General features: G+C 58.0%; 9 protein-coding genes. 4 read left to right on the top strand and 5 right to left on the bottom strand.

The window, feature by feature from the left end; all coding sequences use genetic code 11:
• Nucleotides 1–4: 4 nt before the first annotated feature.
• The 3 genes from AC1RNP_RS03900 to coaE all read left to right on the top strand — a co-directional run bounded on the left by AC1RNP_RS03900 (nt 5) and on the right by coaE (nt 2,883).
• Nucleotides 5–1,162, top strand: coding sequence for a type II secretion system F family protein (locus tag AC1RNP_RS03900; RefSeq protein WP_493050280.1), 1,158 nt, complete (start codon nt 5–7; stop codon nt 1,160–1,162).
• Between the two features lie 205 nt (nt 1,163–1,367).
• Nucleotides 1,368–2,228 carry a prepilin peptidase gene (locus AC1RNP_RS03895; RefSeq protein WP_493049940.1) on the top strand — a complete coding sequence of 287 codons (861 nt, stop codon included), beginning with the start codon at nt 1,368–1,370 and terminating at the stop codon, nt 2,226–2,228.
• 37 nt (nt 2,229–2,265) lie between these two features.
• The gene (gene coaE, locus AC1RNP_RS03890) at nt 2,266–2,883 is read left to right on the top strand and encodes a dephospho-CoA kinase (RefSeq protein WP_493049939.1); all 618 of its coding nucleotides are present in this window, start codon (nt 2,266–2,268) and stop codon (nt 2,881–2,883) included.
• A gap of 54 nt (nt 2,884–2,937) precedes the next feature.
• Here coaE and AC1RNP_RS03885 read toward each other — a convergent pair whose 3' ends face one another.
• Genes AC1RNP_RS03885 through AC1RNP_RS03875 form a run of 3 tightly spaced genes read right to left on the bottom strand, consistent with a single transcriptional unit; the run spans nt 2,938 to nt 12,523 of the window.
• Entirely contained in the window at nt 2,938–3,327 is a 390-nt protein-coding gene (locus AC1RNP_RS03885) for a barstar family protein (protein ID WP_493049938.1), read from the bottom strand.
• 14 nt (nt 3,328–3,341) lie between these two features.
• Nucleotides 3,342–8,810, bottom strand: coding sequence for an RHS repeat-associated core domain-containing protein (locus AC1RNP_RS03880; protein ID WP_493049937.1), 5,469 nt, complete (start codon nt 8,808–8,810; stop codon nt 3,342–3,344).
• Nucleotides 8,807–12,523, bottom strand: coding sequence for an IPT/TIG domain-containing protein (locus AC1RNP_RS03875; protein ID WP_493049936.1), 3,717 nt, complete (start codon nt 12,521–12,523; stop codon nt 8,807–8,809). Before AC1RNP_RS03875 ends, AC1RNP_RS03880 begins: the two co-directional genes overlap by 4 nt.
• 114 nt (nt 12,524–12,637) lie before the next feature.
• On the opposite strand from AC1RNP_RS03875, the gene AC1RNP_RS03870 reads away from it, so the two are divergent.
• Nucleotides 12,638–13,699, top strand: coding sequence for a cytochrome-c peroxidase (locus AC1RNP_RS03870; RefSeq protein ID WP_493049935.1), 1,062 nt, complete (start codon nt 12,638–12,640; stop codon nt 13,697–13,699).
• A 2-nt stretch (nt 13,700–13,701) separates the two neighbouring features.
• Here AC1RNP_RS03870 and AC1RNP_RS03865 read toward each other — a convergent pair whose 3' ends face one another.
• Nucleotides 13,702–14,163: a hypothetical protein gene (locus AC1RNP_RS03865; RefSeq protein ID WP_493049934.1), complete on the bottom strand. Its 462-nt coding sequence runs from the start codon at nt 14,161–14,163 to the stop codon at nt 13,702–13,704.
• 95 nt (nt 14,164–14,258) lie between these two features.
• On the bottom strand, nt 14,259–15,212 hold the full coding sequence (locus AC1RNP_RS03860; RefSeq protein WP_493049933.1) for a Nudix family hydrolase: 954 nt from the start codon (nt 15,210–15,212) through the stop codon (nt 14,259–14,261).
• Nucleotides 15,213–15,259 lie beyond the last annotated feature (47 nt).

Genomic DNA, 15,259 nt, shown 5'->3' with positions numbered 1-15,259 from the left:
CAAGATGAAGGGCGAACAGACGTCGAAGAGCGCCAACCTGCTGCGCGCCGAACTGCGTCGCCAGGGCATCACGCCGACAGTGGTCAAACCCAAGAGCAAGCCGCTCTTCGGCAGCGCCGGCAGCAAGATCAAGTCCAAGGACATCGCGATCTTCAGCCGCCAGATCGCCACGATGATGAAGTCGGGCGTGCCGATCGTGCAGGCCCTCGAAATCATCGGCAACGGCAACAAGAATCCGAAGATGCAGACGATGGTGAACAGTCTGCGCACGGACATCGAAAACGGATCCTCGATCCACGAAGCGATGGCCAAGCATCCGGTGCAGTTCGACGAGCTGTACCGCAACCTCGTGCGCGCAGGCGAATCCTCGGGTGTGCTGGAAACGGTGCTCGACACCATCGCCACCTACAAGGAAAACATCGAGACCCTGAAGGGCAAGATCAAGAAGGCCCTGTTCTATCCGGCGATGGTGATCGCGGTGGCGCTGATCGTGAGCGCGATCCTGCTGATCTACGTCGTGCCGACCTTCGAGGAAGTCTTCCAGAGCTTCGGAGCAGAATTGCCCGCCTTCACTCAGATGATCATCGCGGTCTCGCAGTTCATGGTGAGCTGGTGGTGGCTGCTGTTGATCCTCATCGCAGGCGGTATCGGCGTGAGCATCTACGCCTTCAAACGTTCGCCTGCGTTCCAGCATGCCGTCGATCGCGCGATCCTCAAGGTCCCCGTGATCGGCCAGATCATGCACAACAGCGCCATCGCCCGTTTCGCGCGTACCCTGGCAGTGACGTTCAAGGCCGGCGTGCCGCTGGTCGAGGCGCTGGAATCCGTCGCCGGCGCCACGGGCAACACCGTCTACGAAAAGGCGGTGCTGCGGATGCGCGATGACGTCGCGGTCGGCTATCAGGTCAACATGGCGATGAAGCAGACCAATCTCTTCCCGCACATGGTCACGCAGATGACCTCCATCGGCGAAGAAGCGGGTGCGCTCGACACCATGCTGTTCAAGGTAGCCGAGTTCTACGAGCAGGAAGTCAACAACGCGGTGGATGCGCTTGCCAGCCTGATCGAGCCGCTGATCATGGTCTTCATCGGCGTGGTCGTTGGCGGCTTGGTGATCGGCATGTACTTGCCTATCTTCAAGCTCGCGTCGGTCGTCGGATAAAGCGATCGCTCATCTTCTTGCCATCTGCAGCCACAAGCGCGCTGCTGCAGATGGCAACTGAACGCTTCTCTACGCCCGCCTCGCCACAAGCGAGCCCTCAACAGCCGAACGGCTGGCCATCCAGTGACTTTTCCCGGCCGGACACTTAAAGTCGCCGGATTCCCGCACTTGCGATCGCCGCCACGGAAGCACCCGAACTCCCAGAATGGCATTCCTCGACCAAAACCCCGCACTCGGCTATCCCGCCGCAGCCTGTCTGGGGCTGGCGCTGGGCAGCTTCCTCAACGTCGTGATCCTGCGCCTGCCCAAGCGGCTGGAATGGCAGTGGAAGAACGACAGCCGCGAAATCCTCGGCGAACCCGAGCTCTACGACCCGCCGCCCCCCGGCATCGTCGTGGAGCGCTCGCATTGCCCGCATTGCGGTCATCAGCTGTCGTGGTACGAGAACATCCCTGTCGTCAGCTATCTGGTGCTGCGCGGACGTTGCCGCAACTGCAAGACGCCCATCTCGCTGCAGTACCCGCTCGTGGAGTTGCTGACGATGCTGCTGGTGCTGGCCTGCGTCTGGCAATGGGGCTTCGGCTGGCAGGGCTTCGGCGCGATCGTGCTGACCTGCTTCCTGATCGCCCTGACCGGCATCGACCTGCGCACCCAGCTCCTGCCCGACCAGCTCACGCTGCCGCTGATGTGGCTCGGCCTGATCGGCAATATCGACAACCTCTACATGCCCGCGAAGCCGGCACTGGTCGGCGCGATCATCGGCTATCTCAGCCTGTGGACCGTCTGGTGGCTGTTCAAACAGATCACCGGCAAGGAAGGCATGGGCCACGGCGACTTCAAACTGCTGGCCGCCATCGGCGCCTGGGTTGGTCTGAAGGGCATCCTGCCGACCATCCTGATCTCCTCCCTGGTCGGCGCGATCATCGGATCGATCTGGCTGGCCGCCAAGGGCCGTGACCGCGCCACCCCGATCCCGTTCGGCCCCTACCTCGCCATCGCCTGCTGGATCGTCTTCATGTGGGGCGAACCGATCATCGCGGCGTACATGAGCTACGTGAAACCCTAGCCATACCCTTTACGGCGTTTCGGGCGAGAATGCGTCCATGGCCGATTTCGTGGTGGGACTGACCGGCGGCATCGCCTCCGGGAAAAGTGAAGTGTCGCGACGTTTCGAGGCGCTCGGTATCGTCGTAGTCGATGCCGATGTCGTCGCGCGAGAGGTAGTAGCGCCGGGCAGTGAGGGCTTGGCTGAAGTCGCAGCTGTTTTTGGCACGGAAGCGCTGGATTCCAACGGCACACTCAATCGCGCAGCGATGCGCCGTCGCGTCTTCGCCGATGAAGCAGCACGCCGCCGTTTAGAGGCCATTATTCACCCACGTGTCCGCGCTGCCTTACAAGTCGCTTGTGTTACCGCCACTAGTTCTTACGCGATCGCAGCCATCCCTCTGCTCGCTGAAAGTGGCGGATACGGCACTTATCCTTGGCTACAACGTGTCCTTGTTGTTGATGCCCCAACTGCTATGCAGAAAACACGCCTGTTACAGCGTGATGGCATCGATAGTGCTCTTGCCCTCCAGATGATCGCCGCACAGGCGACGCGCAAAGAGCGTCTGGCAATAGCCGATGACATAATCGTTAACAGTGGAAACATATTTACACTCGACATCTATACCAAGGCATTCGATATTAGTTACCGCCAACTCACTTTATCCATAAGCTGATCGCCCTCACTACTGCTACGCTTTTTTGCACGCACGCCAAAGTGGATATGCAGCCTATTCTATTTTCAAAACAAGCACCATCTTTGTCTTTCCAATTGTCGCCTGAGCATCACTCAGCGACTCGACCAAGCCATTAAAAATGTTTTGAATCATAAAGTAATCTTCCACTGAAGAATCTCGAAGAATCAACGATTCAGGCCATACGATCACTATGCCCTTTTCTTCGAGATGATCGAGCCCCCCCCATAAGGAATCTTCTAGAGCGTCCCAGCTGTAATTGCTGCACAATGGAGGATCTAATGGGATTACACTTCTAATGCCTTCAAAAAAACCATCTTTTGTTTTAATCCCACCAGGCAAACAAAACACTCTCCATCCGCTATTTATACCTTTCTTAAGAAGATCTTCTGCATCTTTCCTGTCGACGCTTACAACGCCTGTCATGTTCAACATAGTTTCTACCTAATTCGCACAAATGGTGGTATGCCTGCAGCCCCATAGTGCGTCCACGTATAGTACATTTCGCCTGTTTGACTATTCACCACAACTCTGTTGGTTCCAGCGCCTTTCTGGCCTATAGATGGGGCAACTCGATACTCAAGATATGGGGAAGAACCTCCACTAGGACCAGGCAAATCGCCCCCCCAATTTTTAAACTGGCTCCCCCACTTCTTTGCAAGATCTCCAATAGGTTTTGTCCCATTATCAATATGCTCCAATATCTCTATGAGATTTCTTTCATCTAAATGAGGGAGAGATCCTGGTGTAATCCACGGTATATCCTTTGCTTTACTATACCCTCCTCCAGGCATGACCATCCCGAACAAAAGTAGGCCGGCAGCCATTGACTTCTCAGCACCACTTGCACAAGGATCAAGCAGCGTTTTACCAGTTTCATATAAATCATAAATCGATAATCCGAGCTCTATCAAACCCCATGCCGCCAACAGAAACTGAACAACATGCCCGGATGGATCATTGTGATGGACTGGGTCCCCCAGTGCATATGCATAGAAATTCAAATCTCCTGCAGCGAGGCCATAGCTGTCTTCGCTAATGAAACGCCCCATTTCAGGGTGGTAATACCGAGCTCGGTAATAGTACAGCCCGGAACTATCCTGCTCTCTTCCTGTATAGCGATATGGGTTGCTGAAGTTATTTATACTTGCTTGTGTTAAACCATAAGCTGTGTAGTCGTAACGCTGCACCGCATTTCCGCTAGAATCTGTCAATGCTCGAATGTTCCCCAGCATATCCGTGAGGAAATACGTCCTTCCACCGATATCGTTTCTAGCATAGCGTTCATCAATGCCCAGCCCCGTCAGTATCGGATTGGTGACCCCAGCACTGGTTTCCTGCACGATGTCCGGCCCGTCATAAAGATACGACGTCTCCCGCCCGCCTTCGGACCTGCTAATCCTGCGACCAAGAGCGTCGTATTGATAAGCTGCAATAATACTGGTGCCCTGCTTGATCTGAGCCAGCTGGTTGCGCGCATTCCAGATATAGGTCCGAGCGCCGTCTCCCGTCAGATTGCCATTGGCATCGTGGCTCAAGCTTTGACCGTTGTATTGTGTCTGCCGATTGTTGTCATCGAAGCTGCCGCTACTCTCTGGCGGCAAGCTCTGGCTAACGAAGCTCCCGGTCTGAGCCGCTAACTTGCCCTGAGCATCGTAGCCATAACCAAGATCACCAATGTGGCTGTCGTTGGCCTTCAACCAGGCAATACCCGTTAGCTGATCCGCATCGTTGTAGGCGTAGCCTGACTTCACCCCGTTGGGCAATGTTGTTTTCGTCAGCCTGTCGACCTCATCATAGTCGAAGGTGACTACCTCGCTTCCTTGTAGTATCTGCCGGATCCGATCCGCGTCATCGTAACGATACTCAACCTTCGGTTGGCTACCCGCGATCATTTCCTTGCGTCGGCCGACATCGTCGTAGCCGTAGGTAATGATTCCCTGCGCTGAGGTCGTCTTAATCAGCTCGTCAAAATCGTTATAGTCCCAGCTCAGGGGGCCGGAGCCAGTGTCGACCAAGCTACGCAAGCGGTTTGCAGCATCATATGTTGCGGTTGCGGAGCTTCCATCACCAAAGATCGTAGTCTTCAACCGACCGACTGCGTCGTAGTCAAACGTGGTCTTCTGCAGCTTTCTGTCGGTATACGTTTCGACTTGGTCGCCAAAGTCGTAGGTCCATTGCTCCTTCTGCCCCAAAGCATCGGTCCGAGTCTTGAGGCGATCGCGCTCGTCATAGTCATACGTGACGCCCGCGCCGTTAGGCAGAAGCACGGCCTCCAGATTGCCGTTGCCGTCATAGTCGAACTCGGTCGCCTTGCCTCTCGCGTCATAAATCTTCTTGATGCGATCCATCGCATCGAATTCACGCCACACGACATTACCGCTGGGATCCTGTGCCGCCACCTGGCGTCCCAGCGCATCGTAGCGGTAGGAAATCTGGCGTCCCATAGGATCCGCGACCCGGACAAGATCCGCACCGTCATACGATAGAACGCTAGTGCGCTCCAGCGGATCCTTCACGCTGGTGAGTTGTCCCGCACTGTTGCAAGTAAAGCTATAGCGGTACTCAAGTGTGTTTTCGAAAGCGGACAAACAGCCACTCTCATACTCAAGGCGTATCTTCCTGGCCAAGGAATCAGTCATGCTTTCAAGATCGCCGGTCGCGTTGTACGCAAGAGTGATAGCGCGCTCCTGCGACGTCCCAGCGAGCGACGCTACTCGGCTGATCTGACCGTCGCTGTTGTAGCGATACTCCATTCGACGATTAAGAGGGTCGATTCTGGCCGTGATCCGACCATAACTGTCCCGCTCAAATTGATAGGCCTGCTCCTCTGGCGTTCCATAACCGACCACATCTACCTTCGGATACAGATGATTCTGATCAAAGGCGATCCGACGCTTGCTCCCATCTGCGTTCGTGACAAGTGTGCCGTAGCCTGGATACCTGTCGTCGATATGTTCGTAATCGATAGTGATCACGCCGTTGTCGGCCCGCGTCTGCTTGATCACCCGACCAACCCACTTCGGGAACAATGGGAGCGGCTCGAACTCGTTGAATAGAAGGCGGTGACCACGCTGATCAGTGATCGAGACAATGCCATGCTGATTGATCGGATTACCAACGGCCTTTTGTAGCTCGATGTAGCCGCACGTGTAGTGGGACACGCTCGGCGGGCACGCCGTATCAAGCAGCGTGGAGAATGTATACGCGTATTGCTTAAAGGTGTTGTCCGGGTAGGTCACCTTCGCCAGGAAACCGTTGGTGTCGTAGTCGTATTGCCACCGGCGACCCGTATGGTCCTTGGCCACCTTGATCCGGTTCTTCGTGTCGTGTTCCAGCGCGATGTAGCGCCCGTTGGGCGAGACAATGCGGGTCACGAGCCCGGCATCACGGATGAACTCGATCCGATTGCCGAACCGGTCCTCCATCCAATTCAGATAATTGGGCGAATGGTGATCGAAATACAGCCCCGATCCATCTTGGAACAGCAGCTGATACTTGCCCCCATCTAGAGTGATCACTGCACCGCTGTAGCCAGTCGAGGATCCCGTCTGCCGCCACATTCCGTTCATCCCTTGACCGGAGACGCGAGTGAACGGAATCGGCACGCCGTTCGGCAAGGTCAATTTAAGCGTGTTCGTGTCATCCCACGCAGGCACGGTCAGCTTGTAGTTGAACTGCGCCGCCGTCGCGATGCCGAAGTCGCGCTGCATCGTGTCATTGGCCCGATAGCTGCGTTCGAGTGTGATCGGCAGGAAATCGGTGATGGCGATATCGGTTTCGTGGTAGTCAAAATCACCTGTCCGAAGATCGATCGGATCGCCTGCGGTGGCGCCGCTGCCACTACCGACCGAGCCGCACGCCTCACTGCATGGGGGCTTGCCTTCTTCCGACGCCGGATCGTTAGTGTTGAGCGTCGGCCGATAGCTGCCGCCCATCGTTTGGTAGAGCGCCACGCCGACTTCCGGCGCAAATCGGCTGCCGTCCTTGTTGACTTCTCCCTTGCCGTAGACGTGCCATCCATCCTTCGGATCGTAGATCCAGAAATCGGCCAGCGTTCCCTTGGGGAGACCGTCGTAGTTGGGATAGCTGACGCGGACACCCTTGGCGCTTTCCGGCGTCAGGCCCTGGACCACGGCCCCGCCGGGTTCCAACGTGAAATAGAGCGGATAGTTTTCCGGCACCGGGAACGGCGCACGGTTGACCGGCGTCGGTACGATCGCCAGTTCGGTCACTAGCTTGCCTTTCCTATCGCGCAGCACGGTGCCGGCCGGAATCTCGATCGTCAGCCCCGGCATATCCGGATGGGTCAGGACCGTGTCCTTGGCCAGAGGGGAGGCAATCTTGATCTTGTCACGCGCGGCAATGCGCGGCAGGTACATCACGTAGGGCAGTTCGTTCAACTTGCCGCGTTCGACGTCGACGCCCACGACGAATTGACCGTACTCCTCTCCCTTGCGCCGGACGGCACTGCCGTCCACATATAGTTCCTGCCGCCCGTTCGGCACACCGAGCAGGGTGAACCAGCCTTGCGCATCGGTTTGGGTGATCTCCTTGCCGATACTGACTTCAACGCCCGCCACTGGTTTTTGATCCACACGCACCACGCGGCCGCGCAAGGTCGTGACGTGCAAGTTCTTCGCGAGCTGTGCAAGATCGACGTCGTGCTGAGGTTCCAGCGCCGGCCCATAGATGCGCCAGCGGTTTTCGGTATTGTCCCGCCCCGGCGTCCAGATGCCCTCCTGCATGCGGCTCTGGGGCCGGCAGGCGAGACTGTCGAAGCCCCCGGCACAACTCCGCTTTGCTCCTGCGGTCGTCCCTGCGCTGGCATCGGTGTTGGCGACGCCCAAGGCTTCGGTCTTGAAATCAAGCGCCACCAGCGGCATTGGCTTGCCCGTCGCCGTCCGCACACCGTCCACCAGCAAGGTGTACTTGGAGCCCGGGAACAAGGTCTGCTCCGGCTGTACGAACGCCAGCCGCCCCTCCTCGGCAGCGCGGACCTGCAACCGCGCGCTGCCACCCGGCCCGATCAGGGTGAAGTGGGTGGCGTTCAAATCTTCCAGGCGGACGTTTTGGGTGAAACGCAATGCCAGGCGCGCATTCACGCCAACCGCATCCGCACCCTGCGTGGGTAGCGAAGCCGCGACGCCGGGAGCCGATCGGGCGAGGGCCGACTTCCAATCACGGACCTTCGAGAAGCGACCGGATGTCACATCGAACATCATTGCGCGAGTGGCAGGATCCCCCACTCCGTCGACTCCGTTCGAGATCAAGACATTGCCGTCCGCCAGCAGCTTGGCCTGATGGCCCCAGCGCCCGATGCGCGAATCCTCGAACAGCGCAACCGCCCGGTTGTCGCGCTCATCCCAAAGTTCCGCGGGCAGGGATTCAGGTACACCACCGGCGAACAGCACCCGGCCATCGCTCAGCACAGTTGCCGTGTGTCCCGATCGCGGTGACAACGTCAGATCCGCCGCAGATGTGAGCGCCTTTTGGTCAGGCGCAAACCACAGACCACCTGGCTGCCCAACACCGCGCGCATCCTGCCCGCCCCAAATCAGCACCCGCCCACTCGAGAGCGGTGTCAGGCTCGCACCGGCGCGGCGCGGCGACACAGGGAGACTGTAAAGCTGTCGGTTACGCGCAAGATCCCACAGCGACAACTGATCGCCATTCCGGCTCAGGCGCAGTTCCCGCTGCGAAGCCAGGAGTAGATGGCGTTCCACGGCGACCACCGTGGGTGCCGCGGGTTTGTCGGCGACGACGAGCGGTGCGCTGACGTTGTCCACATGGCTGGACGCACTGCCTGCCGCCAGCAAACCGACCAGTATGCCGGCCAGTACGATCTTCCATCTGCGACGATTCATCTTCGCTGTTCCTTGTTCCTGTTCCAGCCAGTCACGATTCATGGGGTTTGCTCCGTGATCGTCACCGACGAAGTCGCAAGCGATCCAAGCTCGGGATCGACCAGCACGGCATAGGTGCCGTCGACCGGAAGCGACGGCACACTGATGGTCGTGGAGGACGTAGTCGCACCACTTGTCAAACTCGCACCATCAGGCTTGTACACCCGATACCACACGTACCCGCCCGCTGGTGTGGTCGATTGCGGGCCAGCCTGGAGTTTGAGCAACTCCCCTGTCGTGCCGGAGAATGTCAAGCGCTGATTCTGGCCGGGCCGTTGCAGGTTGACCCCGAAGGGGACCCCTCGCTGCAGGGTTCCGGGCACATCCGTGGAGAGCGTGACCTTGAAACTCAAGGTGCTGCTCGCACTGCCCGGCCGCATCTCGACGCTGTACATCCCCGCTGCCAGATTGCTGAGATCGGCTTCGCATCGGGTGGCGCACGAAGACTGACTTCCAGCTGCAGAGCTTCCATCCGGACGATAGACGTAGAGATTCGCCGCTGCGCCGGTACCTTCCGTCACGCCGAGTCCGAGATTCGTATCGTCTGCTGGCACTTTGAACGTGAAGTAGGCTCGCGCCCCCGCAGTGGTGCCTGTATAGACAGTGGCAGGCCCGTCAATGCTGAGATTGGTGTCGCCCGAGAGAAAAAATTGCGCGGTTGACGTGGCGCCTTTGGCCGGATCCACAACGATTGTATACGTCCCGCTCGCCGGCAGCGTAGGCAACGGCAACACGGAGTCCCCGTCATCGGCAGCACCACTTCTCAACAGCGTGCCATCTGGGTTGTAAACAGAGTAAGACACTTCCTGGGGATAATTGGTGTCAGAGGATTGGGGTGTGGTCGCTTGGCCGTCCACGTGGAGCGCAAGCATTTGCCCCTCAATGCCGGAGAAAGTGAGTTTCCCGTTCTGCCCTCTGCGCGCGATGCTCAGGCCAGATGCCGTGTCTTCCTGCACCTGCCTCACAACTGGCGTGGACAATGTCAACTTGAATCGCATCGTCCGGTCTCCGGCATTGGACGTCTCCACAACGATGCCATAGCGTCCGGCCGCCAGGTCATTCAGATTCAGATCGCACCCTTGGTTTTTCTCAAAGCAACTCGTGGATAGCAATGAGGTCCCATCTGGCTTATAGGCCCGCACAGAGACCGAACTGGTCGATCCTGGCGTGATGAGATCGCTGATCCCAAGCCCAAGATCCTGGCCCTCGGTCGCATCGAATGCGAAATATCCTCGCTGCTCGGGGCCAGCGGATTCGAAAGTTGCACTGGCACCGTCGATCACCAGGCCGCTGGCTGTCCCAGTCGATAGCAGAACCTGACCCGTCACGGTGCCGCCATACATCGGGTCGATGAGCACGGTATACGTCCCGCTTACCGGCAGCACCTTCATCTGCAATAGCAAACTGGAACCGATGCTGCCTGAGGTCAGCACCCCACCATCTGGCTTGTAGACGATGTAATTCAACTGATCGTTGGGTGCTTTGACCACGCTCCACAGCTGCAGCGCCAATGTTTCTCCTGCTGTCGCGTCAAACGTCAATTTCGCGTTCTGCCCGCGTCGCGGCAGATTCAGGCCATAAACCACATCCCGTTGCAGCACACTGGTGACATCCGTTGACAACGTGAGCGTGAAGTTCGCCGTCCCATTCACCGACGTGGGATCCACCTCAATGCTGTACATGCCTGCCGGCAAAGCGGGCACATTCCACTCGCACCGGTCTCCGCAGCCAGAACGGCCTCCCAACGAACTCCCGTCTGGGCGGAAGACACGCATCGTCATCGATCCGCCCGTTCCATTACTGAGTCCAAGCCCCAGACTCGGCGAGTCAGTCTCCAGCTTGAACGTGAAGTAGGCATTCTTATCGATCACCGTCGTGCTGTAGCTCACCGGGTCGCCGTCCAGCTGGATCGTGCCCTGCGTATCCAGCACCAATTGCGCAGTCATGGTGCTGCCGAACTTGGGGTCGACAAAGATCGTGTAGTTACCGCTTTCCGGTAACGTGGGAAGATTCAGCGCATACTCGCCATCGTTGACCTCAGCACTGCGAAACAGGGTGCCATCTGGCTTGTAAACGCTGTAGTACACATCTGCAGGATAATAGGGATTGTTAGTGACTCCCGGCACCGTCACTTGCCCCGCCACATTGACCGACAGCATCTGCCCTGCGGTTCCGGCAAAGCTCATTCGTCCGTTTTGCCCTCTGCGCGCAATATTCAGATCAAAAGGGATTCCCGGTTGTAATTCCGTGACCACTTCCGTGGACAGCCCGATCTTGAAATTCAATGTCCGCGGGCTCTGATCCCATGGCGGGATGATCTCGATGGTGTATCGCCCCGTCACCGAAGCGGTCAAATTAAGGTCGCAGCCACCGTTGCTCGCGTAACAGGTTTGCGATGCGTCCTGAAATCCAAATGGTCTGTTGACATTGACTTTTGTCGAACCTGTTGATTCGTGTGTCAGCAGATCACTGATCCCCAAACCGAGCTTTTGCCCAGCAACAGCATCAAAGACCAGCCGCTTCTCCTCGCCTTTCACAGCGGTAGTGATCTCCAGCGGCGTTGCATTGATCTGGATGACCTTCGAACGTTCGATCCGCATGTTCCACATCGCTGGAACTGCACTTGGCTTCATGAGCAGCAGGTACGTTCCCGTCACCGGCAACATCGGCAAATGTCCGGTCGGATAATCTGGCCTAAAGGTGTCCTCATTTGTCTGCAACTGCGTCGTGGGCTTTTGGACCCACGTGTTTGAGCTGTCATAGGCCCAATACGTGACACTGGAGACATTCAGGCCCGAAGATTGCAGGCTCAGGTAATCTCCCGCCTCGCCATCGAAAAGCACAGCGGCATACTGTCCAGCCGTCGTGACAGAGAACTCTTCCGCCGCACCATCCACCGCGAGGCGCTTGACCTGCGCGATATTCGCCACCGCAATGCCCGGCGGCGCGACCACGACTTCCTCCGCGCTGATCGCCGTGCCGTAGGGCGTCGTCACCGTCACGCGTCCGCTGCCCGCCCGCGCAGGCACAGGGAATACGATTTCCGAATCGGCGAGAACGGATGGCGCAGCGAAACGCTTGCCGAGGTAGACATCGGTCTGATTGGAAACGGGCGCCAGATGTTGGCCGCTGACGGTGACCGAGGTTCCGGCGGCGGCAATCAGAGGCGTGACCGATGTAATCGCGGGCGGCTTCGCGTTCGGATCGATGGTGAAGATGTCCTCGCTCGTCACCGTCTGGCTCCCGACCGTCACGCTGATCGGGCCGGTGGTCGCGCCGACCGGCACGGTGACCGTGAGATCCGAGGTTGTCGCCGTGGCAACTGAAGCCGGCACTCCATTGAACGACACCGCATTGGCGGTGGGATTCGGGCTGAAACCATGCCCCTTGATGTTGACCACCACGCCAGCGCCGCCACTGCGTGGCGCAAATGCGAAGATCGCCAAATCATCAACCGCTAGGCGCTCGGTCCTCACGAGGTTGCCGAGATCGTCATAGTGATAGCGGGCGGCTTGCCCTGCATCGTTGGCTTCGGCGATCAAACGACTATTGCCGTCGTATACCCGCGTCACCGCGAATGTCGCCCAGGTTGCAGTGAGCAGGCACGCGAGCAAGGCCCAGACAACCGTCTGCCTCCATCGCTGCCAACCGGTGCTGAGATGCTCCCCTGCAGCCGACACGCTGACGGCTACATGCCCGAACCGACGATTCGTCATGCCCAATCCCCATTAGGCCCCCTAACGAGGGGGCATCCGTGGCCCGGCTGCCACCTGGCAGACGTCCCCTTTGCCACATTGGCAAATTCCCCACGCCCAAATTACTGTAGCGAGATGGCGATCACAAGACCCTCGCAACAAATCATGGGACTGCGGAGTGGCTTCTTCACACACAGCTTCTTCCGCATGCTTGTCGTGCCAGGGCTAGTGTGGGCTCTTGCCAGTTGCAGTGCTCCCACACCGACGAATATGGCCGCAAAAGCTGAATTGGGTAAAAGACTGTTCTTTGATACCACTTTAAGCGCCGATGGGCAGGTAAGCTGCGCGACTTGTCATGACCCGAAGCGGCACTTTACGCAGGCCATACCCACATCCGTGGGCGCTTTGGGGCGCGTCGGCACCCGCAATGCGACCAGCCTGCTCAATGTGAATGGGAGTACAGCTTTCTTTTGGGATGGGCGGGAAACGGTTCTGCAGAAAGTCGTCCTTCAGCCTTTCACTAATTCCGTCGAAATGGGATTGCCCGGAACAGAATCGTTGATGCAGCGGATAAGCGAGGATGCCGAGTACGCCTCGACTTTTCAGAAAGCTTTCAATCACCCCCCCGATACGGACGGCATCGCGGAAGCGCTATCCGCCTACATCCGCTCCCTTCCGACCACGCGGAGCCGTTACCATCAATCACTAACTGGTAAAGCGACTTTGAATGGAGATGAACGAAACGGACTTGCTCTATTCCAAGGGAAGGCTGGTTGTGCAGAGTGCCATCGCTTAACGGACGCACCCGTCACGCTTACCGACCATGCATATCACCACACCGGAATCGGTTTCGATAAAGTGGCCGGCAACATCGCGCCGATGTTGGTCAGACTCCGAGCCTTGGAGAAACAAGGCAAGCCCCTTGGCGAGGCAATCCTGAGCGACGGCAAGCTAGCTGAACTTGGTCGTTTCGCCATCACACAAAAACCTAGTGATCTAGGCGCTTTCCGCACACCTTCGCTACGCAATGTAGCCGAGACCGCTCCCTATATGCACGATGGAAGCGCCCCAACACTGCCTGCCGCTGTCGAACAAGAAATCTACTACCGCAGCCTCGCACGAGGGCGCCAGATCAATCTGACTGTCGATGAGAAACGGCAACTCCTCGCGTTCCTAGAAACACTCACGGACGAATGAGCTTAGTTGTCTGTTGTTGCCGGATCGTTTTCCGTCTTGAAGACGTCCAGCTCCTGGTGTTTCAGCAGCTTGCCATCCAACGTCAATTCAATCAGATAGCGGCCCGGCTCCCATTCCCCAGGATTCTGGAACTCAAAATCGATCTTGTCAGGCGCGACTTTACCAATCTCTTTTGTAAATTCGCCAGCGACTTGCCCCCGCCGTAAATTGAAGAGCTTGGCTTTCAACTGTGATGTCTTGGCGCCGGTCCCTTTCACTGAGATCGAAACATGTATTGGCTTCGTCGTCGTCAATGGCTGCGCTTCGGCCAGATTTGTACCGACCTGAACATCCTGAACAGCGAGCGGTTGCGAAGCCTCTGGTGTCTTTCGCGGAGCCGCCTGCCCCTCAGAATCTCGCCGACATCCTCCCATGAAGACCAGCACAGCAAGCAACGCTCCCATACCAACTGATGAAGATTTCATGGTTATCGCTCACGCCCGATGCTGCACTGATGTCGTCGGCGGATCATAGTCAGGCATGCCGCTTCCTTCAAGCTTACCTATAACCATCGATTATTTCATGGAAATACCAAACCACGGATTGCGGCGATCCCTTGAGCTCCATGTCGGCGAGCGATGTCGAGATCGCCCACCTTGAGGCCACCGATTCCATACATAGGGAGTGAAACAATCTCTCGCAGATGCTCGAAATGTGCCCAGCCGATACCCTTTGCGTCAGGGTGGGTAAGCGTTGGCTTCAAGGGGCCTAGGACTACGAAATCACACCCCAACGCTTCAGCCATTCGAAGTTCGGTTTCGTCGTGACATGAGGCTGCAAATGGAATGTCGTCTGCAATGGGACGCTCCTTGCACTCCCGCAGCTGTGTTGCGCGAAGATGCAAGCCAGCCTCGAGCTTGGAAGCAAGTGCCACATCGCCATTAACCAGCACTTCCACATTAGCGGCACGGCAACGATCCACTGCATCGTGAATCAGCCGCTCGCGACGTAGTGCGGGAATATCGGGAAGACGCAACTGCACTCGACGAATGCCGGCCGCAAGCGAACGGTCGAGATTCTCAAGCCATTCGGCGTCGCTCTTGTCCGGCTGTGGTGTAACCAGATAACGATCCGGCTGCAACAATGCCGCGACGACCGGACGATCGGCGGGCGGCATGGAATAAGTGGGAAGCTTGGCCGGCGGCACCCAGGCCAGGGCCTGCCCTTCGTTGCCGCGCGGTTTGCCACGCCAGCGCTCGATACGGCGCACGTCCAGGCGCAGACGCTTGTGCGGATAGCGCTGCGGCACGGCGATGATGGGATCGCCGACTTCGACTTGAATACCGAGTTCTTCGTCGAGCTCGCGGATCAGCGCCTGCTCGGGCGTTTCGCCCGGCTCGCGCTTGCCGCCAGGGAATTCCCATAAACCAGCGAGGTCGCGGCCGTCGGTACGGCGCGCAAGCAGGATACGACCGGTAGCGTCGGTGATGACGCCGGCGACGACATCGATGCGCGGTTCGTCCTCGGTCCCCACTGCGGTCGCGACCTACCCGACCGCTATCGGAACGACGCGCGGCCGGG

The sequence above is a fragment of the Luteimonas sp. GW821-FHT14E02 genome, assembly GCF_058803905.1.
This window is presented reverse-complemented; position numbering and strand designations above follow the sequence as displayed.

Excerpts from the sequence above, each read along its gene's own strand:
- AC1RNP_RS03900 (WP_493050280.1), top strand. The coding sequence starts at position 5 with ATGAAGGGCGAACAGACGTCGAAGAGCGCCAACCTGCTGCGCGCCGAA.
- AC1RNP_RS03895 (WP_493049940.1), top strand. The coding sequence starts at position 1,368 with ATGGCATTCCTCGACCAAAACCCCGCACTCGGCTATCCCGCCGCAGCC.
- coaE (WP_493049939.1), top strand. The coding sequence starts at position 2,266 with ATGGCCGATTTCGTGGTGGGACTGACCGGCGGCATCGCCTCCGGGAAA.
- AC1RNP_RS03885 (WP_493049938.1), bottom strand. The coding sequence starts at position 3,327 with ATGACAGGCGTTGTAAGCGTCGACAGGAAAGATGCAGAAGATCTTCTT.
- AC1RNP_RS03880 (WP_493049937.1), bottom strand. The coding sequence starts at position 8,810 with ATGAATCGTGACTGGCTGGAACAGGAACAAGGAACAGCGAAGATGAAT.
- AC1RNP_RS03875 (WP_493049936.1), bottom strand. The coding sequence starts at position 12,523 with ATGACGAATCGTCGGTTCGGGCATGTAGCCGTCAGCGTGTCGGCTGCA.
- AC1RNP_RS03870 (WP_493049935.1), top strand. The coding sequence starts at position 12,638 with ATGGCGATCACAAGACCCTCGCAACAAATCATGGGACTGCGGAGTGGC.
- AC1RNP_RS03865 (WP_493049934.1), bottom strand. The coding sequence starts at position 14,163 with ATGAAATCTTCATCAGTTGGTATGGGAGCGTTGCTTGCTGTGCTGGTC.